Below are 20,473 nucleotides of genomic sequence, written 5' to 3' on the forward strand. Positions count from 1 at the left end.
CGCGACGACCGGGCGTGTCGCAAACCGCCGATGCCAGGTCGGCGGCCTGGAGGCACGCCCCGCGTCCGGCGTGCACGTCCAGTGAGCAGGAATCGTCGGGTCACGTGCGGTCACCCGACGATTTCTGCTCAGTGAACGCGCGGACGCCCGCCCGGGACGCGCCCTACCGCGCAGGCGCCTGCGTCGGCGCGGGCGCCAACGCCTGCACCATGAGCTCGCCGAGCTCCCGCGGCGCCGTGAACATCGGCCAGTGCCCCGTCTCGAGCCCCACGATCGAGAGCTCCTCGGTCGCCACGAGCTCCGCCGCCCACGTCTGGTGGTCGGCCACCATCGTCGCGAGGTCCGTCGCCGGGATCTCGCACGTGATCACCGTCGCCGGGATCGTGTGCCGTGCGGCGTCCGAGTAGTGGAACCGGTCCGAGGGCACGGCCGCGGGCTCCGGGATCGCCCGGTGCTCGAAGGCCTCCCGCAGTTCAGGCGTCATGCCCCGCACGGTCGCCGGCTCCCACACGTCCCACGAGGGCAGCGGCACGACGCCGTCCACCACGGGCAGTTCGTCGTTGACGCAGCCACCCTCCGGTCCGGGGAACGTGTCGACGTACAGCAGGTGCGCGACGAGCGAGGGCCGCTGGTCCGCTGCCATGTACGCGATCGGCCCCGCCCCGGAGTGCCCGGCGAGCACGACGGGTTCGTCAGCGGTGGCCACGTCGTCGAGCTTCTCGACCAGCGCGGCGACCTGCTCGTCGAGCGTGTCGCCGTCGCGGGTGACCGCCTCGACCGAGTGACCGGCGGCGCGGAGCACCGGGGCCACCTCGTCCCAGGCGCTCGCGTCGAGCCAGAATCCGGGAACCAGGATCACGTGCATGAGGCGGAGACTACGCGCCGGTGCGGGCTGCGGTGCACGAAGCGCACTCGCCGAAGATGTCCACCACGTGGCTGGCGTTCGTGAAGCCGTTCGCCGCGGCGACCTCCTGCGCCCACCGCTCCACCGGGTCGGCCTCGATCTCGACCGTGCGGCCGCAGTTCCGGCAGATCAGGTGGTGGTGGTGCGCGTCGGTCGTGCAGGCGCGGTACAGCGACTCACCGTCCTGCTGCAGGGAGTCGGCGTCACCCTCGGTGGCCAGGTCGGAGAGCGCCCGGTACACCGTCGCCAGTCCGATCGTGGAGCCGTCGTCCCGCAGGTGCTGGTGCAGCGCCTGCGCGCTCACGAACCCCTCGGTGCTGGAGAGCGCGGTGCGCACCGCTTCGCGCTGCCAGGTGTTCCGCTTCGGCTTCTGCACGGCGTTCATGCGGTGGCTCCTTCCTTGCGGCTCGCGTCGGTCGACGCGTCCGGCGTTCCGGCCTGGAGGCGCGGTGCGCCCCCGCCTCGTTGGTCCCGACCCACGATCCGGTCACGTCCACGGCGGTCCTTGCGTCCGCCGACGATGCGGCAGACCACCCAGATCGCGAACGAGATCGTCGTGACGTAGGGGCTGATCGGCAGCCCGCCGCCGAGGGCGAGCAGGATCCCGCCGACGACCGACACGACCGCGAACACGGTCGACAGGATCGGCACGACGACCGGGTGCGAGCTGAGGCGCAGTGCCGCTGCCGCCGGGGTGACGAGCAGGGACAGCACGAGGAGCGCGCCGACGATCTGCACCGACACCGCCGTCGCGAGTCCGAGGGCGAGCATGAACACGATCGCCAGGGTCCGCACCGGGATGCCGGCCGCCGCCGCCACGTCGGGGTCGACGGACGAGAACATCAGCGGGCGCCAGATCACGAGCAGCGTCGCGACGACGATGGCCGCGATGACGATGAGGAACGTCAGCTGCGGGTTGTCGACCGACACGATCTGGCCGGTGAGCAGCCCGAACTTGTTGGCCGCGCGGCCCTTGTAGAGCGCCAGGCAGAGGATGCCGAGCCCGAGCCCGAACGGCATGAGCACGGCGATGATGGAGTTGCGGTCGCGGGCCCTCGAGCCGAGCAGGCCGATGAGGAGCGCCGCGATGACCGACCCGACGAGCGACCCCGTGACGACGTTGACGCCGAGCAGCAGGGACGCACTCGCTCCGGCGAAGGACAGCTCCGAGATGCCGTGGACCGCGAAGGGCATGTTCCGGGCGACCACGAACGGACCGATCAGGCCGCCGACGATGCCGAGCACCGCGCCCGCCCAGATCGAGTTCTGCACGAGCACGACGAGCTCGCCGTAGTCCTGGAACGAGAAGATCGTCGACCAGACGTCCATCAGATCCGTCCTTCGTCCGGTGACGGAGCGTGCGGGTCCGGGTCGCAGTGGTGGTCGTGCGCGTCGTTCGCGCCGACGATGACGATCCGCCCCATGGTCCGGACGACGTCGACGGGCGTGCCGTACAGGTCGGAGAGCACGTCGGTGCGCAGGACCTCGTCCGGCGAGCCGATCCGGAACCGGCCGCCGGCGATGTAGAGCACGCGGTCGACGACGTCGAGGATCGGGTTCACGTCGTGCGTGACGAACAGCACGGCAGCGTCCTGCTGTCGGCGCTGCCGGTCGATGAGCTCGGTGACACCGCGCTGGTGGCGGAGGTCGAGCGAGATGAGCGGTTCGTCGCACAGGAGCAGTGCGGGGTCGGCGGCGATGGCCTGCCCGACGCGGGTGCGCTGCTGCTCCCCGCCGGAGAGCTCGGCGACCGGGGCGTCCGCGAACGCCGTCGCCCCGACCTCGTCGAGGATGCGGTCGACCCGGACTCGCTCGGCACGGCTCGCGGGCAGGATCCCCCACCGCGACCCGGTGACGCCCTGCGCGATCATGTCCCGCGCGCGGAGCGGGGTCCCGGCGTCCATCAGGCGCTGCTGCGGGATGTACCCGATCTTGCGGTGCCCGCGACGGACCGGCTGGCCGAGGAACGACATCGTGCCGGAGGTCAGCCGCTGCTGCCCGAGCACGGTCCGCAGCAGCGAGGTCTTCCCGGCACCGTTCGGCCCGAGCACGGCGACGAACTCGCCCGGCGCCAGGTCGAGGTCGAGGTGCGACCAGAGCCGGCGCGCACCGTAGGAGAGCTCGGCGTCCCGCAGCGCGAGCACGGCGGAACCGCCACTGCCGGCGGCAGTGACGGTTCGCGAGGGACTCTGGAGGGCGGTCACTTCTGGAGCGCCGCCTGCACCGCGTCGATGTTCGCCTGCTGCCACGAGACGTAATCCTCCCCCTTCGGGAGCGTCTCCGTGACACCGACGACCGGGATGCCGTTGTCCTCGGCCGCCTTCTTGACCTGTTCGGTCTCCGGGCTGGAGGTCTGGTCGTTGTACGCCAGGACCTTCACGGTCTTGTTCGTGAACAGCTTGAGGGTGTCGTTGAGCGCGGCCGGCGGGACGTCGTCGCCCTCCTCGATCGCCTCCGAGAAGCCCTCGGGCGTGACGTTGTCGAGCCCGATCGCGTCGAACAGGTAACCGGGCACGGGCTCGGTGTACGAGACCTTCTCGCCCGCGTACGTCTTCTTCAGGTCGGCGGTCGCGGTCTCGAGCCCCTCGAGCTTCGTCGTCAGCGCGTCGGCGTTCTTCGTGAACTCGCCCTTGTCCGCGCTGTCGAGCTCGCCGAGGCGCTTCGACACGTCGGCCACGAGCTTCACCATCGTCGGGTAGCTGTAGAACACGTGCTCGTTGAACTCCGAGTCACCACCCTTGTCCAGCCCGGACAACTTCACGACGTTGATCGTGTCGGCCTTCGTGCTCGACGCGTCGGCGAGCGTGGTCATGAAGTCGTCGTACCCGCCCCCGTTCTCGATGAGGAGGTCGGCCTTCGACACGGCGAGCTGCGTCTTCGCGCTGGACTCGAACGAGTGCGGGTCCTGCGACGGGTCGTTGAGGATGCTCGTGACGGACACGTGGTCGCCGCCGATCGCCTCGACGATCGAGCCGTAGACGTTCGTGGAGGCGACGACCCGGACGGTGCCGTCGCCCGAGGCGTCACCGGAGGCAGAGGACGTCGCGCAGCCGGTCAGGGCGAGCGCGGCGGCGCCGGCGACGAGCGGCAGGGCGAGGAGACGGTTGTGCATGTCCTCGAGCGTAGAGCTAGTTGATAACGGTTGTCAAAACCAGTATCAGCCCCATGACGGACGGGAGGCGGGGGGGGCCCGGGGGCCCCCCCCCCCCCCCCGGGGGGGGGGGGGGGGGGGCCCCCCCCCCCCCCCGCCTCCCGTCCGTCGGGAACTCGCGTTCTACGGCTTCGTGGCCGCGTCGATCGTGTTCTCCGCGATCGTGTCGTCCTCACGCCCGGGCGCCCGGAGGTTCCACTTCCTGATCACGAAACTGAACAGGAAGTAGTAGATCACCGCGTACCCGAGGCCGATCGGGATGAGCCAGATCGCCCCGTCGGCCTTGCCGAAGTTCAGCACGAAGTCGATCGCATCGGCCGAGAACGAGAACCCGTCGTGGATCCCGAGCGCGTTCACGAGGGCGAGCGACGTGCCCGTGAGGACCGCGTGGATGACGTAGAGCGGGAACGCCACGAACATGAACGAGTACTCGAGGGGCTCGGTGATGCCGGTCACGAACGAGGTGAGCGCGGCCGAGATCATGATGCCGCCGACGAGCTTGCGGTTCTGCGGCTTGGCGTTGCGCCAGATGGCGAGGGCACCAGCCGGCAGGGCGAACATCATGATCGGGAAGAACCCGGTCTGGAAGATGCCTGCGGTCGGGTCGCCCGCGAGGAAGCGCGGGATGTCGCCGTGGACGATGTCACCGGCGGCGTTCGTGAAGCTCCCGAGCTGGAACCACGGGAAGAAGTTCAGCAGCTGGTGGAGACCGATCGGGATGAGCATCCGGTTCGCGAACCCGAAGATGCCGCCACCGATGACGGCGTTGTCCGCGACCGCGGTGCCGGCTGCGGTGAGCGCGATGTCGAATTACCGGTAGACGAAGGACATCAGCACAGCGATCACGAGGCCGGCGGCCGCAGTGAGGATCGGGACGAGGCGACGTCCGGAGAAGAAGCCGAGGAAGTCGGGCATCTTCGTCCGGTGGAACTTCTCCCACATCACTGCGGAGACGAGGCCCATGACGATGCCGCCGAGCACGCCGTAGTTGATGACCGCCTGGTCTCCGTTGGCGTTCTTCACACCGTCGAGCACGACCGGGGACATCACCGCGAACACCTGGTACATGACCATGTAGCCGACGACCGCGGCGAGCGCCGTCGTGCCGTCCGACTTCTTCGCCCACCCGATCGCGATGCCGACGGCGAACAGCAGCGGGAGCCACGTGAAGATGGCCTGTCCCGCAGCCGAGATGACACCGGCACCGGTCTCGAAGCCAGGGATCGCGCCGAGGAGGTCCGGCTGCCCGATCCGGTTCAGGATGCCGGCCGCGGGCATGACCGCGATCGGGAGCAGCAGGCTCCGTCCGAGCCGCTGCGCTTGGGCGAAGAGACGCGACTGCTTCTTCGGCTTCTTCTTCTCCGGCACGTCCGTGGCAGTGGTGGTGCTCATCGGAAGTCCTCTCGTCATTGGGTGGAGCTGTCGGGGTGAGTTGAGTCGTGCAGCCAGCGCAGGTAACCTCGGCGGTACCACCAGGTCCGGTCCTGTCCGGTCATGACCAGTTCCGTAGTCTGAACCGAGACCGGGCGCATGGCAACCTGGCGCTCACACCCTTAACGAGGAGGAAACGATGGCTGACATCAAGGCCGCCGACATCATCGCCGCGCTCGGCGGGGTCGACACGATCGAAGAGGTCGAGGGCTGCATCACGCGCCTCCGCGTCGAGGTGGAGGACGGAGACCTCGTCGACAAGGCGGCGCTGCAGGCCGCCGGGGCCCAAGCCGTCGTCGGTGGCGGCACCGGCTGGCAGGTCATCGTCGGCACGGTCGCCGACAACCTCGCGCAGGACATCCAGGACGAGCTGTGACGAGCGTCCGGACCCCGTTCGCGGGCCCGGTCGTCTCGCTGGCCGACGTGCCGGACCCGGTGTTCGCCGGGCAGCTCGTCGGTGCTGGCGTCGCGGTGGACCCGACCGGCGTCGAGGGTGCGGTCACCGCGGTGGCGCCCGTCGACGGCTCGATCGTGAAGCTGCACCCGCACGCCTTCGCCCTGCAGGGCTCGGCGGGGACCGACGTCCTCGTGCACGTCGGTATCGACACCGTGAAGCTCTCGGGCGAGGGCTTCGAGCTCCTTGCCGCCGAGGGTGACACCGTGAGCGCCGGTGACCCCGTCGTCCGGTTCACCCCCTCGGTGATCTCGGCCGCCGGCTACTCGCCGATCTGCCCCGTCGTGGTGCTCGGCTCCGCGCCGGACTCCATCGCACAGGACACCGTCGGCACGACTGTCCGCGAGGGCGACGCCCTCTACGAGGCGTAGTCGCCCGACGGGCGCACCACGCGCCTCCAGGCCCGACCCTCGCCGAAGCGACAGTGTGCTGCCGGAACCCGGCGGCACACTGTCGCTTTCGCGTACCTGACGCTGCGGACCCGCCCTACACGACCGCCTGCGGCGCCGTCGCCGTGACCTCCATCTGCACGCGGTACCGGTCCGACCGGTACCACGAGCGGGTGTGCTCCACGGGGCGCTCCCCCGTGTACGACACCCGGTCGAACTCGAGCACCGGCGCACCCGTCTTCGTCCCGAGCAGCGTCGCCACGTCGTCCGCGGCGGGGTTCGCCGCGACGGTCTGCTGCGCCCGGTCGATGGGCGTGCCGTACTCGGTCGCGATGATCGAGTAGACGGACCCGGACAGGTCGTGGTCGAGCAGCCCGGGGAACGCGTCCGCCACCAGCCAGGCGTCGTCGATCGACACCGGTGCGCCGTCCGCCATCCGCAGGCGCTTCACGTGGAAGGCCGGGACGTCCGGGTCCAGGCGCAGCGCGGCGGCGGTGTCGGTCGGTGGGACCTTTTCCTCGCGCACGAGCACGACCGTCGTCGGCACGTGCCCCATCGCACGCATCTCCTCGGTGAAGGACGCCAGGTGCAGCGTGGACTGCACGGGACGGTGCGCCACGAAGGTGCCCTTGCCGCGGACACGCTCCAGGTAGCCCTCGTTGACGAGCTGTCCGAGGGCTTCGCGCACGGTGATCCGCGAGACGCCGTACTCGGCGATGAGCTGCCGTTCGGAGGGGATCGCGGCGCCGGGCGCGAGGCGCGAGGTGGCGAGCTCGAGGAGGATGCGCCGCAGCTGCTGGTGCTTCGGCTCGGCGCCCTCGGTGATGCGGCTCGTCATGCGTCCCTCGTGCTCCGTCGCTGGTCGTCAGGGTGGTCATGCGCGGACATGACCAGTTGGCATCACAGTAGCGAGTCCCCCTCGGAACGCCAACGTGCATGACAAGATGACGGCCGTGACAACCGTGGTGATCGTCGACGACGAGACGCTCGTCCGCTACGGCTTCGAGCTGATCCTCGGTGCCGCGCCGGACATCGACGTCGTGGCCACGACCGGGGACGTCGACGCCGTGCAGGTCATCCGGTCGCACGCACCCGACGTCGTGCTCCTGGACGTGCGGATGCCGCGGGTGAACGGTCTCGAGGTCCTCCGCGAGCTGCAGACCCTCGCCGATCCACCGGCGGTGGCGATGCTCACCACCTTCGACACCGACGAGTACGTCGGTCAGGCCATGGAACTCGGCGCCGCGGGGTTCCTGCTCAAGGACACCGATCCCGAGGGACTCGCCGAGTACGTCCGGGTCCTCGCCCGCGGCGGGGTGGTCCTCGCACCCGGCGTCGACCGGTCTCGTCTGTTCGCCGCGCGGCCTCCGGGACAGGTGCCGCCGTCGCTGTCCGAGCGCGAGCACGCGGTCCTGCGGCTGGTCGCCGACGGCGCGAGCAACCCGGACATCGGGCAGCGCCTCGGCGTGAGCACCGGCACCGTCAAGGAGGACGTCCGCGGCCTCCTCGCCGCGTTCGGCGTCCCGACACGGGTCCAGCTCGCACTGCGTGCGGCCGAGGCGGGACTGCTGGATGGCTGAGCAGTCGGCGGCCACCCGCCTCCGGCGGGTCCTCACCGCGACCGACGGGAGGCTCGACCGCCTCGTCGACGCCGGCCTGCGCTGGGCGCGCACCCACCGGGCACCCTGGTGGCTGGTCGACGCGTTCTTCGTCGCGGCCGCCGTCGCCGACGCCGTGCTCGACATCTCGGGAGCGACGACGGTCGAGACGTGGTTGTCGCTGCTGGCGGCAGCGGCGCTGCTGCTCCGTCGCCGGTTCCCGGTGCTCGCGTTCGCCCTGACGGTGCCCGGACTGTTCGTCGGGTCCGCGGTGGTCGCCGCCAGCATCGCGCTGTTCACCCTCGGGGAGCGCACGGACCGTCGCTGGCTCATGCTCCTCGCCGCGCTCGTGCAGTTCGTCGGGTTCGGCGGGTTCGTGGGACCGCCGCAGACCCTCGACGAGATCGTCGTGTCCGTCGTCTACGCCCTCATCTTCGCGCTCGGCCCCCTCGCCGTCGGGCTGCTCGTGCAGACCCGGGCACGCCTGACCGAACAGCTCGACCTCGCCCGGCGCGCGCAGGAGGACGAGCGCCGGCAGGCAGCAGCGGTCGCGCTCTCCCGTGAGCGGGCGCTCCTGGCGCGGGAGATGCACGACGTCGTCTCGCACCAGGTCACCCTCATCGCCGTGCAGGCCGGGGCGATGCAGATGGCGGGGCGGGACGAAGCCGAGCGTGGGTTCGCCCGGACCATCCGGCAGTTGTGCGTCGTGACCCTGCAGGAGCTGCGCGAGATGGTGCAGGTGCTCCGGGCGTCCGGCGGCACCGACCGCGAGATCGCCCCGCAGCCGGTGCTCGCCGACCTGCCGCGGCTCGTCGCCGAGAGCGGCCTGGAGACCAGCACGACCGTCGACCTGCCGGACACCCTCTCGCAGCCGCTGCAGCGCGCCGTGTACCGGTTCGTCCAGGAGGGGCTGACGAACGTCCGGAAGCACGCCCCCGACGCGACCGTCCGGGTGAGCGGCCGGATCCACGCCGGGCAGGTGCTCGTGGACGTCGTGAACGGGCCGGCCCGAGCCGACCGTCTCGAGCTCCCCGGGTCCGGCCTCGGGCTGATCGGCCTCGGCGAGCGTGCGTCGCTCCTCGGCGGGAGCATGGAGTCCGGTCCGCAGCCGGACGACGGGTTCGCGCTGCACCTGCGGCTCCCGGTCGAGCACGTGCCGGCCGCTCGCTCGGTCTGACCGTCATCCTCCGAGCCACCTGGACTGGCCGATCGGCCATCGTGGTTCACACCCCGGAGCGATGACGCGGAGCCCGCGACCGGCTGGGATGAGATCGTGGCACCTCAAGCTCTGCTCGGACGACTCCGTCGCTTCCCGGTCTCCGTCGTCGTGGCCGTCGTGGCGGCCGTCCTCGTCGTGTCCGCCCGGATGGCCCACGCCGAACCCGACTTCCCGCACCACCCGCCCGTCGCCTGCTTCGCGCTCGTCGCGGTGGTGCTGACGACCGTCATCGCGGAACGCTCGCTCGGTTCGCTCCGGACCCTCGTCATCGGCGTCGCCGCACCCGCGATCGCCGTGCTCGGGACCCTGGCCACGGTGTCGATCGGCGCCGCGTTCGGCGAGGCGCACGCGGAGTTCGCCGTCGGCCAACCGCTCTTCGCGCCCTCGATCGTGGCCGCGGCGTTGCTCGGTGCGGCCACCGCCTCGATGCCGACCCAGCACCGCTGGCGGACCCGGGCCGCGCTGTGGACCGTGGTCCTGACGCTCGTCCTGTTCGCCGGCCACGGGTCGGACCTGGCGCGTGCCCTGGCGACCCTGCTCGGGACCGCAGCCGGCGTGTTCGTCGTGCGCCGTGCCTCCAGGCCGGAGACCCGCACCACCCGCGATGCGGTGAGCGCACGCACGTTCGTCGTGAGCGCCCTCATCGCGCTCGGCGCGGGCACGCTCGTGACCCTCGTCGTCCCGGACCCGGACGGCGTGCTGTCGGTCTTCGTGGACGCGATGAGCGACCGCTCGGTCGTCGTGGTCGGCGTCCTGCTCCTCTGCGCGGCCTGGCTCGTGCACCGCGGCCGACCTGCCGGGTTCGCCCTGGCGACCGGCGTCCTCGTCGTCCTGATGGTGGTGCTGGTGGACGTGTTCGTCATCGAGCCGGTGCGCTCCGACGCCGTGCAGTGGCAGGGCCTCGGCCTGGACGCCCTGGAGTGGCAGGTGACGCTCCTCGGTGCGTGGCTCGTGCCCGCCGCCGTCCTGCTCGCCGTCCTCGGGCTGCACGGCCGGCTCGTCCGCAAGCGGTTCCGCGCCGCCGGCCCGTGCCGCGACGACCTCGTCGAGATGCTGCGAGACGGCGATGCCGGGACCCTCGGGCACATGGGCACCTGGCGCGGGAACGCGACCTGGACGCACCCGGACGGCCTCGGCGCGGTGGCCTACCGCGTGCGCGGCGACGTCGCGCTCACCGTGTCCGACCCGGCGTGCGCGGCGGCCGACCGTGCCGCGGTGCTGGCCGCGTTCACGGCGTTCTGCGAACGGAACGGGTGGGTGCCGGCGTTCACGAGCGTGCACGAGCCGGTGCGGGAGATCCTCGTCGCCGAGGGCTGGTCCGCCCTGCCCGTCGGGGTCGAGTCCGTGCTCGACGTGACCGCGTTCGACCTGCGCGGCAAGAAGCGCCAGGACCTCCGCACCGCGTCGAACCGGGCCGACCGTGAAGGCGTCCGCGACGAGTGGACCACGTTCGGCGCGCTCGACGACGCACGTCGCGCCGAGGTCGAGTCGATCTGCACCCGCTGGGCCGCCGACCGTCGACTGCCCGAGATGGGGTTCACCCTCGGCGGGTTCCGCGAGCTCGACGACCCGGACGTCCGACTGATGCTCGCCGTCGCGCCGGACGGCCACGTGACCGCGGTGACGAGCTGGCTGCCCGTGTACGAGCACGGCACGCTGACCGGGTACACGCTCGACGTCATGCGCCGCGGCGAGGACGGGATGCCCGGCGTGATGGAGTTCCTGATCGCCCGCACGGCGCTCCGTGCCCGGGACGCCGGACTCACCACGATCAGTCTGTCCGGGACGCCGCTCGCCGCGCACGCCGGCGCCGGGTCGCTCGTCGCGCGCGGCTCGATGCTCCTCGCCCGGGTCCTCGAGCCCGTGTACGGGTTCCGGTCGCTGCAGCGCTTCAAGGAGAAGTTCGGCGCACGGCACGAGCCGCTCTGGATCGTCGTCCCGACGGCCCTGCACGTGCCGCGGGTGGCCAGGGCGCTGGCGTCGGCGTACGTCCCGGGGCTCCGACCGAAGCACCTGTGGGCGCTGCGGCAGGCGCACCGCAGCGCGGCGACCGACCGCAGCAACGCCGTGCGCTCGTGAGCCCGACCGAGTGGCTGCTCGCGACGCAGCTGCAGGCGCCGTCGAAGCTCGTCCCGATCGACGTCGCGTTCGCGGTGCTCGCGGTCGTCGTGCTGCTCCCGGTCGTCCGGTCGTGGCGTGATCGCCGTGCATGGCGGTCCGTCGGACTGCGGGCCGCGATCGCCGGCGCAGCAGCCGTCGTCGTGCTCGTCGTGTGCTGGATCGTGAGCGACGTCCTGAACCTGTTCGGGGTCGCCCTCAGCCCGGTCACCCGGATGTGGGTCGCGATCGCGGCAGCCGGTCTCGCCCTGGCCGTCACCGCCATCGTGCAGGGCGGACGATGGCGCCGGGTGCTCGCCGTGGTGCTCGTGCCGGCAGCACTCCTCGTCCCCGCACTCGGGGTGAACGTCGAGTTCGCCAAGTACCCGACGCTCGGGACCGTCGTGCAGAGCAACCCCTACCCCGCACTCGACCTCTCCTCCGCGCCCCTGCCCTCGCAGCCCACCGTCGGCGAGGTCCGCACCGTCGACATCCCCGGCAGCCGCTCCGACTTCCCGGCCCGCCCCGCGGTCGTCTACCTGCCACCAGCCGCCCTCGTCCGCGATCCCGCGCCGCTGCCCGTGGTCCTCGCGTTCGCCGGCCAGCCCGGCGCCCCGAGCGACATGTTCACCGCCGGGCAGATGGGTGCCGTACTCGACGCCTACGCTGCAGCGCACCACGGTCGCGCCCCGATCGTCGTCTCCGTCGACCAGCTCTCCGCGCCGGGGCTGAACACCATGTGCGTCGACTCGCGGCTCGGGAAGTCCGCGACCTACGTCACCGAGGACGTCCCCCGCTGGCTCACCGCCCACCTGCCCGTCACCACCGACCGGCAGGCGTGGGGCCTCGTCGGCTTCTCGCAGGGAGCGACCTGCGCCATGCAGTTCCTCACCGGAGCGCCCGACCGGTTCGGAGCGGCCCTCGCGATCTCGAGCGAGATGCAGCCGACGGACCAGAGCCCGCAGCACAGTGCCGACCAGGCCTTCGGCGGGTCGCTGGCGGCGTGGAAGGCGGCTGCCCCGATCGCGCAGATGCGAGCACACGGGCTCGGTGGGCACGCCGTCTGGTTGACGGCGGGGTCCTCCGACCACGCGTTCAGTCGCAACGCCCGGGTGCTCGGTGCGGCCGCGCGGAAGGCCGGGGCGCGCACCGACGTCGCGTTCGCGCCCGGCAGCGGTCACGACTGGAACACCGTGCAGTGGTCGCTGCGCACGGAGTTGCCGCACGAGGCCGACGTGCTGTTCGGGGCGCTGCGGTGAACCACGTCGTCATCGGCGTGGTCGCCCTCGTCGCCGTCGTTGCTCTGACGCTGTGCCCGCTTGCCGCGGTGCCGGTGACGGGAGCACTGTTGGCCCTCACCACGATCTGCGCAGCGTTGGGCGGTGCCCCGCGGAACCGTCACGACGGTTGACGACGATCATCGATATTCACATCTGACGTTTTTGACATCGCCGTTCACTTCCTGCCACGATGAGGCGCCTCGATAGGGGGCAGTGAAAGGGGAATGATGCAGAACACGAAGGTGAAGGTCCTCCTCTGCATCGGGCTGTCGATCGGTCTGATCGCAGGGACCGCCACGACCGCATCGGCCACGCCGGACGAGGTCCTGGGGTCGGGCTCCGAGGCCGGTGGTGTCGTGATCGCCGACTCCGGAGCCGGGTCGACGGGCGAGACCTCGGGGGTCTCAACGAGGGCGGGCGACGGCGGGGGCGGGAGCTTCTGGCAGTGGGGAGTCGGCAAGGACGACACGTGGTCGAACTACTTCCGTGAGAAGCGGTGCCACGGAGCCACTGCGGTGGGCAAGAAGTCCAAGCGAGTGTCCAACGTCCCTGGCGGCAAGTACGCGATGGCGATGACGCCGAAGGCTTCCAGTGGCAACAAGGCGTTCTACCACAACTGCTGATCGCGCCACGGGCGCTCCCACCGGGAGCGCCCGTGCACGCCGATCCCGGACGAGTAGGCCTGTCGTCCGATCCGTCACGATGGCGTACGTCGTCCCGCCGCTCCTCGCGTTCGTGCTGGGCTTCATCGGCCTGACACAGGTGAGCGAAGCCGGACTCGTCGGAGCGTCGTCGACAGTGACCGCGGCGGCGGGCAGCGAGACCGGATCCAACAAGCGAGTCGCTGCCGCCCTCGAACGCATCGCGCGGGCCGAGGACGCGACCATCGCGCGCGTCGTGGCGGACAGATCGGCCCCCACCATTCGGCGCGTGGCACTCGTCACCGATGCTCCGGCGAGCCGGGGTGAATCGTGGCTCCGAGACGGCTACGCGGACTTCTCGAGCGCCATGACGACGGACGTCCGGCCCATGGCAGACCTGGACCAGTTCGACCCCACTGGGACCTACGACGTGTTCGGTGACGAACGAGCGCGACGAGCGACCGTCGTTGCGCTGACGAGGGTGGGCTACGACGTGACGTCTGAGCGCACCCCGCTGCTCCGTCGCGTCGGGATCGCCGACGGCATCAACGGGGCACTCGGCCTCATCGCCGTCCTGAACCTGGGATCCTCGGTCTTGTGCTTGATGGGGACGGTCGGGTCGCCCCGCCGTTGCGCGGTGCGGCGACTGCACGGGAGGGGCACCGCGTCAATCCTGCTCGCCGAACTGGCAGAGACCCGAACCGCCTTGCTCATCGTCGCGATCGCGACCCCGTGCGCGGCGATCGGGCTCGCGTTCCACAACGGGCTGGCGGATGTGATGACGTTCGGCGTGGCGGTCGCGATCCTCTCCGGAGCACTTCTCGCTCCCCTCGTCGCCACGCACGCAGTCGGCACGCTCGTAGCGTGCCGCCGACCGATGGCCGAGGCGCTTCGAGGCGCACGGCCACCTGGGCCGCTCTTGGTCGTGCTCCAAGGAGCACGCGTCCCGGCGCTCCTCCTGCTCGTCGCGGCGGCGTTCGACCTCGTCGGGGCCGTCGCCGTCGTTCGATCAGGCAGCGCTGAGCGCGACCTGCGGGCCGCCGGGGAAACGGTCCAGCTCTGGGTCACCCCGGACCCACGCCCAGTGGACACGCAATCGTACTGGGACCGGATCGGCGACTTCGCGGGACGTGCTCTCGTCCACGGAGACGCGCTTCTCGCAGCACCGGTCGAGGTGTCCACGGGGCACGGCCGGAGCGTGGCACCCGCGTTGTTCGTGGACTCCGGCTACCTGCAGCTGCAGGACGTCCGCGCGGAGGACGGCACTCGTCTCACCAACGCGGGCCGGGGCATCTCAGTCTGGCTGCCCGAGCACACCGACATCGACTCGGATCGGCTCGTCCAGGCCCTGTCCGAATGGGAGCTCCGAGACGCGCCAGCCGCTGCGCTCGCAGGCATCACGGTCGGCCGACTCGCCGCACAGGAGCTGTACTCGTATCCCGGTGATTCGACGTCGCGGGCATGGCTCGACGACGCGATCTTGATCGTCGTGCCGGAACCGGCTTCGGCGTTCTCTGCGGATCTCCTCGGCTCATGGCTGTCCAGTGGGGACGTCGTGTTCGGCTCGCGGGTCGCCGCCGAGCGCGCAATCCGAGCGTCCGATGTCGACCGGGAGTTCAGCGCCGTCGTCGATGTGGGGCAAGTGGCCGCGGAAGAAGCTCGGATTGCCGCGCGCATGGTCGGGATCGGAGTTGCCGGAGTGGCGAGCGCCTTCGTCGTCAGCGGGGCGCTCGCTGCGCTCAGCGCGATCGCGCATCGACGCCGGTACGGCCGCGCTCACTTCGCGAAGGTCGCTGCCGGCACGCCCTTCTTGCGGGCGAACGGCAGTCTTCTGGTGATCGAAGCGATGCTGCTGACCGTTTCCGCGGTCGTCACGATCAACACCTGGTGGGGTCTCCGGCCCGACGGAGCCGGACTCCACTCGTCACTGGACCCAGTCACCCAGACTGCGGGAGTCGCGGCTGCGTTCGCCGCTGGCGCGCTCGCTCTGGTCTGTGTCACCAGCCTGGCGGCGATCGCGACGACGGCGAGGGGTGTCGCCCGAACACGAGGGAACGGATCATGATGATCGAAGTGCGCAGCGCTGACAAGCGGCGCGGACGACGGGTGCTCTGGCACGACCTGACGTTCGACGTGGACCGCGGTGAGACCCTCGCCGTCATCGGCCCGAGCGGATCCGGGAAGTCGACTCTCCTCGACTGCCTGGGCCACATCGACAGGTTCGACTCCGGATCGATTCGGATCAACGGTGCGGTCGCCGGCGGACGAGGTCGAAGCGCGCGTCTCGTCCGCCGAGATCACCTGGGCTACCTCTTCCAGGACTTCGGGTTGGTACCTGACATGACTGTGCAGGCGAACATCGACATCGCCCGGGTGCCAGGCAGGAAGCGTCGTGGAGAAGCCGTGCGCACAGCCGCAGCACTGGAGCGGGTGGGCCTCGTCGGCAGGGCGACTGACCGCGCTCACGAGCTCAGCGGCGGAGAGCAGCAACGTGTGGCCCTTGCCCACCTGCTGGTCAAGCAGCCTGACGTCATCCTCGCCGACGAACCGACGAGCGCACTCGACGGGACCAATGCGGCGATGGTGCTCGGTCTGCTCGACGAGTTCGCCGACTCGGGCGCCGCGGTGATCGTGGCGACGCATGCAGCAGACGTGGAAGCACGAGCATCCAAGACGGTCTCGCTGTACGCCTCCGACGGGTGAACGGCGGTGGGAACTCAGGCGTTGGCGACGAGCCAGGCCCGCTGCGTCCGCGAGAGCGCCCGGTCTGCCCACACCTGACGCTCGACACCGGTCGGCAGCGTGGCGGACGTCGATCCCTGCCACACGAGCGACAATCCTGCCCGCTCGAGCACCGCGGCCGACGCCGGGTTGTTCGTGAGCACCCGACCCGTGATCGGGACGTCGGGTGCGACCTCGTGCGCAGCGCCGACGGCGGCACGGGCGATCTCCGTCGCGTAGCCGTTGCCCCACGCCGAAGGTGCCAGCCGGTACCCGAGGTTCCACACCCCGGCGGCGGTCATGTCGACACCGCCGACCCCGAGGAACGCGTGGTCCGCAGCCGAGCGCACCGCCCACGACCCGAGGCCGTGACGAGCGCGACCACCGATCTTGCGCTGGACGAGGTCCACGGTCGAGGCCCGCACCGTGTGCCGACCGGCGGGCAGGTGGGTCCACGTCCGGGCGTCGGAGAACACGTCGTGCACGTCGTCGATGTCGGCGGGGGTCAGCGGGGTGAGCAGGAGGCGATCCGTTCGGATCTCCTGCGAGGGCATCAGGAGCTGGTGGACCATGCGTCGATCATCCCGCCGCCCACCGACATCCGGGTGAACGGCGCGCGAACGGGCGCGAGTCGTGCGGGAGGACGGCGTTCAGTGAGCAGAAATGGTCGGGTCACGTGACGCGACTCGACCATTCCTGTTCACTGAACGCAAGCGGACGGGCGCGCCCGAATGCGCGCGGCGCCCGCTAGTCGAGCAGCAGCGCCGGCTCCTCGAGCACCGACGCCACGTCGTGCACGAAGCGCGACGCCACGTCACCGTCAACGACCCGGTGGTCGAACGAGGCGCCGATCGTGGTCACCATGCGGGAGCGGACCTCGCCGTCGACGACCCACGGCTTCGCCTTGATCGTGCCCATCGCCACGATCGCGACCTCGCCCGGGTTGAGGATCGGGGTCCCGGTGTCCATCCCGAACACGCCGATGTTCGTGATCGACACCGTGCCGTTCGCCATCTGCGCCGGCGTCGTCTTGCCGTCACGGGCGGTCAGGGTGAGCTGTTCGAGGGCCTGGGCCAGTTCGAGCAGGGACATGTCCTGCGCGTCCTTGATGTTCGGCACGATGAGCCCGCGCGGGGTGGCCGCGGCGATGCCGAGGTTCACGAAGTGGTGCACGATGATCTCGCGGTCGGTCCACGTCGAGTTCACCGAGCGGTTGCGGCGGACGGCCCAGATGACGGCCTTCGCGACGAGGAGCAGCGGCGAGACCTTCACGCCGGCGAACGTCGGCGAGGACTTCAGGCGCTTGACGAACTCCATCGTGCGGGTCGCGTCGACGTCGACGAACAGCGACACGTGCGGCGCGGTGAACGCCGAGGTGGTCATCGCGGTCGCGATCGCCTTGCGGACGCCCTTGACCGGGATCGTCTCGCTGCGGACGTCGCCCCACTCGGGCGTCTCGATGTTGCGGAAGACGCTGGCCTGCTTCGCGTGCCGGATGACGTCGTCGCGGGTGACCTCACCCGCGAGTCCGGTCGCCACGATCTCGGTCAGCTCGACGCCGAGGTCCTTCGCGAGCTTCCGGATCGGCGGCTTCGCGAGGACGTTGGTCGCGGTGGTCTGCTTGCGCCCAGACCCGGACCCGAGCGCGCTGATGGCCTCGGCGGTGCTCTCCTCGCCGGGATCGGTGGCGGCTTCGGCCGCAGCAGCGGCATCCGCACTGGAGGCACGGTTCGCCTCCGCCGCGAGGGCTGCGGCCCGGCGGGCGCCCGGCTTCCGACGGGACGGGGACGAGGTCGCGGAGCCGTAGCCGACGAGGACGGCGCCGGAGGACTCGTCCGTCCCGACGACGGAGGCGCCGTCGGCGACCGGCTGCGCCGGCGCTGCAGCAGCAACGGGTGACGGAGCAGCGGCGGGGGCCGGAGCAGCGGCGGGTGCCGGAGCAGCGGCGGGTGCCGGAGCAGCGACCGGTGCGGGTGCTGCCGGGGTCTGCGCGACCGGAGCCGCGGGTGCGGGCGGTGCCGGCGGGGTGGCCGTGGCGTCCGGCGAGGCCGGGACGCTGTCGGCGACTGGGGCCGCGCCTCCAGGCTGAGACGAGGTGACGGGCGCACCCGACGCGACCGACGCGTCGGAGTCGACCCGGATGATCGGCTTGCCGACCTCGACGGTGTCGCCCTCGGACACGAGGAGCCCGGTGACGGTGCCCGCGAACGGCGACGGCAGCTCGACCAGGGACTTCGCGGTCTCGATCTCGACGAGCACCTGGTCGACGGCGATCTCGTCCCCGATCGCGACGCGCCACTGCACGATCTCGGCCTCGGTCAGGCCTTCGCCCACGTCGGGCAGGGGGAATTCGGCGGCGGCCACGTCGGCTCCTTCGGCGTTCGGGTCGAGCTCGGTCAGGGTGTCAGTAGGCGAGGGCGCGGTCGACGGCCTCGAGGACGCGGTCGGCGTCCGGCAGGTGCAAGTGCTCCAGCTTGGAGACGGGGAACGGGATGTCGAACCCCGAGACCCGCAGTGGCGGCGCCTGCATCGTGTAGAAGCACTGCTCCGCGACGGTCGCGGCGATCTCGCTGCCGACGCTCACGAATCCGGAGGCCTCCTGCGCGATGACGAGGCGACCGGTCTTCCGGACCGACGCGAACAGCGGCTCCCAGTCGATCGGCGAGATCGAGCGGAGGTCGATGACCTCGCAGCTGGTGCCCTCGGACTCGGCGAGCTCGGCGGCCTGCATGAGCGTGGCGACCATCGCGCCGTGCCCGACGAGGGTGACCTCGGTGCCGGTGCGTGCGACGCGGGTGGTGTGCATCGGCACGTGCCCGTCGACGAGGTCCACCTGGCCCTTCGGCCAGTAGCGGGACTTCGGTTCGAGGAAGACGACCGGGTCCTTCGAGGCGATGGCCTCCTGGATCATCCAGTACGCGTCGTTCGGGGTGCTCGGGCTCACCACGCGGAGGCCCGGCGTGTGCGCGAAGTACGCCTCCGGCGACTCCTGGTGGTGCTCCACGGCGCCGATGTGGCCGCCGTAGGGGATCCGGATGACGACCGGCAGCGACATGTGCGCGGGCAGGCGGTTCGCCATCTTCGCGAGCTGCGACGTGATCTGGTCGAAGCCGGGCCACACGAACCCGTCGAACTGGATCTCGACGACCGGGCGGTAGCCGCGCAGGGCGAGGCCGATCGCGGTGCCGATGATGCCGGCCTCGGCGAGCGGGGTGTCCCGCACGCGCTCGGGGCCGAAGCGGTCCTGCAGGCCCTCGGTGATGCGGAAGACACCGCCGAGCTGGCCGATGTCCTCGCCCATCAGCAGGACCTTGTCGTCCGCCTGCATCGCGGCCGCGAGCCCGGCGTTGAGCGCCTTGGCCATCGGCAGGGTCGGGGTGGGGTCGCTCGGGACCTCGCCGGCGCCCGGGTGGGAGCGCAGCGTGTAGTCGAAGAGCTGCTCGGTGGTGCTCATGCGTGGGCGCCCCCTTCGTAGCCGGCCTCGTACCGTTCGAGCCATGCCTTCTGCTCGGCGATCAGCGGATGCGGCTCGCGGTACACGTTGTCGAACATGACGTCCACCGACGGCGCCGTCAGGGCCACCGTGCGACGTCGGACGTCGGCGGCGATGTCCTCGCCCTCCTCGTCGAACGCGGCGAACTGCGCGTCGGTGGCTCCCTTCGAGCGCAGGTACGCCTCGGAGCGGGTGATCGGGTCGCGGCGGACCCAGTCCTCGAGCTCACCGTCGGCGCGGTAGCGGCTCGGGTCGTCCGAGCTCGTGTGCGCGCCGATGCGGTACGTGTCGGCCTCGATGAACGCCGGACCCTGGCCGCTGCGGGCGTGGTCGGTGGCGACGACGGAGGCCGTGTACGACGCGAGGATGTCGTTGCCGTCGATGAGGACGCTCGGGATGCCGAAGCCGCGGGGGCGGTCGACGAGCGGCGTCGGCGACTGCACCGACACCGGCACCGAGATCGCCCAGTGGTTGTTCTGCAGGAAGAAGACGACCGGGGCCTTGGTCGAGGCCGAGAACACGTACGCCTCGTTCACGTCACCCTGGCTGGTGGCGCCGTCGCCGAAGTACACGATCGAGCACGCGTCGCGGTCAGGGTCCCCCGTGCCCACGTCGCCGTCGAGCTTCTGCCCGAGGGCGTAGCCGGTGGCGTGCAGCGTCTGCGAGCCGATCACGAGCGTGGAGATGTGCGTGTTGCCGCGCTCGTCCGGGTCCCAGCCGCCGTGCGTCTGCCCGCGGTACATCGCGATGATCTCCATCGGCTCGACGCCGCGGTGCATCGTGACCGCGTGCTCGCGGTAGGAGGGGAAGACGTGGTCCTGGGCGCGCAGGGCGAAGGCGGAGCCGGTCTGCGCGGCTTCCTGTCCGTGGCTCGGGACCCAAAGGCCGAGCTGCCCGGTGCGCTGGAGGTTGTGACCGGCGTGGTCGAACCGACGGGTGAGGACCATGCGGCGGTGCATCGCCAGCAGGGTCTCGTCCGGGATCGCTCGCGCGGCGGCGGCGAACTCGGCGTTCTCGTCGGTCTCCACGAACCGGCCCTCGGGGTCGAGGAGCCGGACGGTGGTCGTCGCGGGGGCCGCGGCGCGGAATGACATG

Annotated in this window: 20 protein-coding genes and 1 pseudogene; 10 read left to right on the plus strand and 11 right to left on the minus strand. The window is 71.0% G+C overall.

Annotated elements, in window-relative coordinates; genetic code table 11:
• Positions 1-163 precede the first annotated feature (163 nt).
• The 6 genes and pseudogenes from ABIC61_RS10585 to ABIC61_RS10610 all read right to left on the minus strand — a co-directional run bounded on the left by ABIC61_RS10585 (position 164) and on the right by ABIC61_RS10610 (position 5,447).
• The gene (locus tag ABIC61_RS10585; RefSeq protein ID WP_354029863.1) at positions 164-865 is read right to left on the minus strand and encodes an alpha/beta fold hydrolase; all 702 of its coding nucleotides are present in this window, start codon (positions 863-865) and stop codon (positions 164-166) included.
• Between the two features lie 10 nt (positions 866-875).
• Complete coding sequence (locus ABIC61_RS10590; RefSeq protein ID WP_070417146.1) at positions 876-1,289, minus strand: Fur family transcriptional regulator; 414 nt, start codon at positions 1,287-1,289, stop codon at positions 876-878.
• Positions 1,286-2,233, minus strand: a complete 948-nt coding sequence (locus ABIC61_RS10595) for a metal ABC transporter permease (RefSeq protein WP_354029864.1) — start codon at positions 2,231-2,233, stop codon at positions 1,286-1,288. Before ABIC61_RS10595 ends, ABIC61_RS10590 begins: the two co-directional genes overlap by 4 nt.
• Positions 2,233-3,108, minus strand: coding sequence for a metal ABC transporter ATP-binding protein (locus tag ABIC61_RS10600; protein WP_354029865.1), 876 nt, complete (start codon positions 3,106-3,108; stop codon positions 2,233-2,235). The genes ABIC61_RS10595 and ABIC61_RS10600 overlap by 1 nt, the downstream gene beginning before the upstream one ends.
• Positions 3,105-4,016 (minus strand): metal ABC transporter solute-binding protein, Zn/Mn family, encoded by a 912-nt coding sequence (locus tag ABIC61_RS10605; RefSeq protein WP_354029866.1) that lies wholly within the window; start codon positions 4,014-4,016, stop codon positions 3,105-3,107. Before ABIC61_RS10605 ends, ABIC61_RS10600 begins: the two co-directional genes overlap by 4 nt.
• 162 nt (positions 4,017-4,178) lie before the next feature.
• A pseudogene (locus tag ABIC61_RS10610) lies at positions 4,179-5,447 on the minus strand (PTS transporter subunit EIIC).
• A gap of 178 nt (positions 5,448-5,625) precedes the next feature.
• Here ABIC61_RS10610 and ABIC61_RS10615 point away from each other — a divergent pair.
• Entirely contained in the window at positions 5,626-5,862 is a 237-nt protein-coding gene (locus ABIC61_RS10615; protein WP_354029867.1) for a PTS sugar transporter subunit IIB, read from the plus strand.
• Positions 5,859-6,311, plus strand: a complete 453-nt coding sequence (locus ABIC61_RS10620; RefSeq protein WP_354029868.1) for a PTS sugar transporter subunit IIA — start codon at positions 5,859-5,861, stop codon at positions 6,309-6,311. Before ABIC61_RS10615 ends, ABIC61_RS10620 begins: the two co-directional genes overlap by 4 nt.
• A gap of 115 nt (positions 6,312-6,426) precedes the next feature.
• Here ABIC61_RS10620 and ABIC61_RS10625 read toward each other — a convergent pair whose 3' ends face one another.
• A complete protein-coding gene (locus ABIC61_RS10625) occupies positions 6,427-7,167 on the minus strand; it encodes a GntR family transcriptional regulator (RefSeq protein WP_354029869.1) in 741 nt (246 codons plus the stop codon).
• Between the two features lie 106 nt (positions 7,168-7,273).
• On the opposite strand from ABIC61_RS10625, the gene ABIC61_RS10630 reads away from it, so the two are divergent.
• The 8 genes from ABIC61_RS10630 to ABIC61_RS10665 all read left to right on the plus strand — a co-directional run bounded on the left by ABIC61_RS10630 (position 7,274) and on the right by ABIC61_RS10665 (position 15,867).
• Complete coding sequence (locus ABIC61_RS10630; protein ID WP_144756965.1) at positions 7,274-7,909, plus strand: response regulator transcription factor; 636 nt, start codon at positions 7,274-7,276, stop codon at positions 7,907-7,909.
• The gene (locus tag ABIC61_RS10635; protein WP_354029870.1) at positions 7,902-9,104 is read left to right on the plus strand and encodes a sensor histidine kinase; all 1,203 of its coding nucleotides are present in this window, start codon (positions 7,902-7,904) and stop codon (positions 9,102-9,104) included. Before ABIC61_RS10630 ends, ABIC61_RS10635 begins: the two co-directional genes overlap by 8 nt.
• A gap of 96 nt (positions 9,105-9,200) precedes the next feature.
• Positions 9,201-11,225, plus strand: a complete 2,025-nt coding sequence (locus ABIC61_RS10640) for a bifunctional lysylphosphatidylglycerol flippase/synthetase MprF (protein ID WP_354029871.1) — start codon at positions 9,201-9,203, stop codon at positions 11,223-11,225.
• Positions 11,222-12,502: an alpha/beta hydrolase gene (locus ABIC61_RS10645; RefSeq protein WP_354029872.1), complete on the plus strand. Its 1,281-nt coding sequence runs from the start codon at positions 11,222-11,224 to the stop codon at positions 12,500-12,502. Before ABIC61_RS10640 ends, ABIC61_RS10645 begins: the two co-directional genes overlap by 4 nt.
• Positions 12,499-12,654, plus strand: a complete 156-nt coding sequence (locus ABIC61_RS10650; protein WP_354029873.1) for a hypothetical protein — start codon at positions 12,499-12,501, stop codon at positions 12,652-12,654. Before ABIC61_RS10645 ends, ABIC61_RS10650 begins: the two co-directional genes overlap by 4 nt.
• Positions 12,655-12,750: 96 nt before the next feature.
• Entirely contained in the window at positions 12,751-13,146 is a 396-nt protein-coding gene (locus tag ABIC61_RS10655) for a lactococcin 972 family bacteriocin (protein ID WP_354029874.1), read from the plus strand.
• A gap of 307 nt (positions 13,147-13,453) precedes the next feature.
• Positions 13,454-15,229 (plus strand): bacteriocin-associated integral membrane family protein, encoded by a 1,776-nt coding sequence (locus ABIC61_RS10660; RefSeq protein ID WP_354029875.1) that lies wholly within the window; start codon positions 13,454-13,456, stop codon positions 15,227-15,229.
• Positions 15,229-15,867 (plus strand): ABC transporter ATP-binding protein, encoded by a 639-nt coding sequence (locus tag ABIC61_RS10665; RefSeq protein ID WP_354029876.1) that lies wholly within the window; start codon positions 15,229-15,231, stop codon positions 15,865-15,867. Before ABIC61_RS10660 ends, ABIC61_RS10665 begins: the two co-directional genes overlap by 1 nt.
• 14 nt (positions 15,868-15,881) lie before the next feature.
• Here ABIC61_RS10665 and ABIC61_RS10670 read toward each other — a convergent pair whose 3' ends face one another.
• The 4 genes from ABIC61_RS10670 to ABIC61_RS10685 form a co-directional block, all read right to left on the minus strand.
• Complete coding sequence (locus ABIC61_RS10670; protein ID WP_144756953.1) at positions 15,882-16,457, minus strand: GNAT family N-acetyltransferase; 576 nt, start codon at positions 16,455-16,457, stop codon at positions 15,882-15,884.
• Positions 16,458-16,632: 175 nt separating this feature from the next.
• Positions 16,633-18,249 (minus strand): dihydrolipoamide acetyltransferase family protein, encoded by a 1,617-nt coding sequence (locus ABIC61_RS10675; RefSeq protein WP_354029877.1) that lies wholly within the window; start codon positions 18,247-18,249, stop codon positions 16,633-16,635.
• A gap of 40 nt (positions 18,250-18,289) precedes the next feature.
• Positions 18,290-19,249 (minus strand): alpha-ketoacid dehydrogenase subunit beta, encoded by a 960-nt coding sequence (locus ABIC61_RS10680; protein WP_354029901.1) that lies wholly within the window; start codon positions 19,247-19,249, stop codon positions 18,290-18,292.
• Between the two features lie 86 nt (positions 19,250-19,335).
• Positions 19,336-20,472, minus strand: coding sequence for a thiamine pyrophosphate-dependent dehydrogenase E1 component subunit alpha (locus tag ABIC61_RS10685; RefSeq protein ID WP_144756949.1), 1,137 nt, complete (start codon positions 20,470-20,472; stop codon positions 19,336-19,338).
• Position 20,473: the final 1 nt, after the last annotated feature.

Source organism: Curtobacterium sp. 1544 (assembly GCF_040544915.1).
In the GTDB taxonomy this organism is placed as follows: domain Bacteria; phylum Actinomycetota; class Actinomycetes; order Actinomycetales; family Microbacteriaceae; genus Curtobacterium; species Curtobacterium pusillum_C.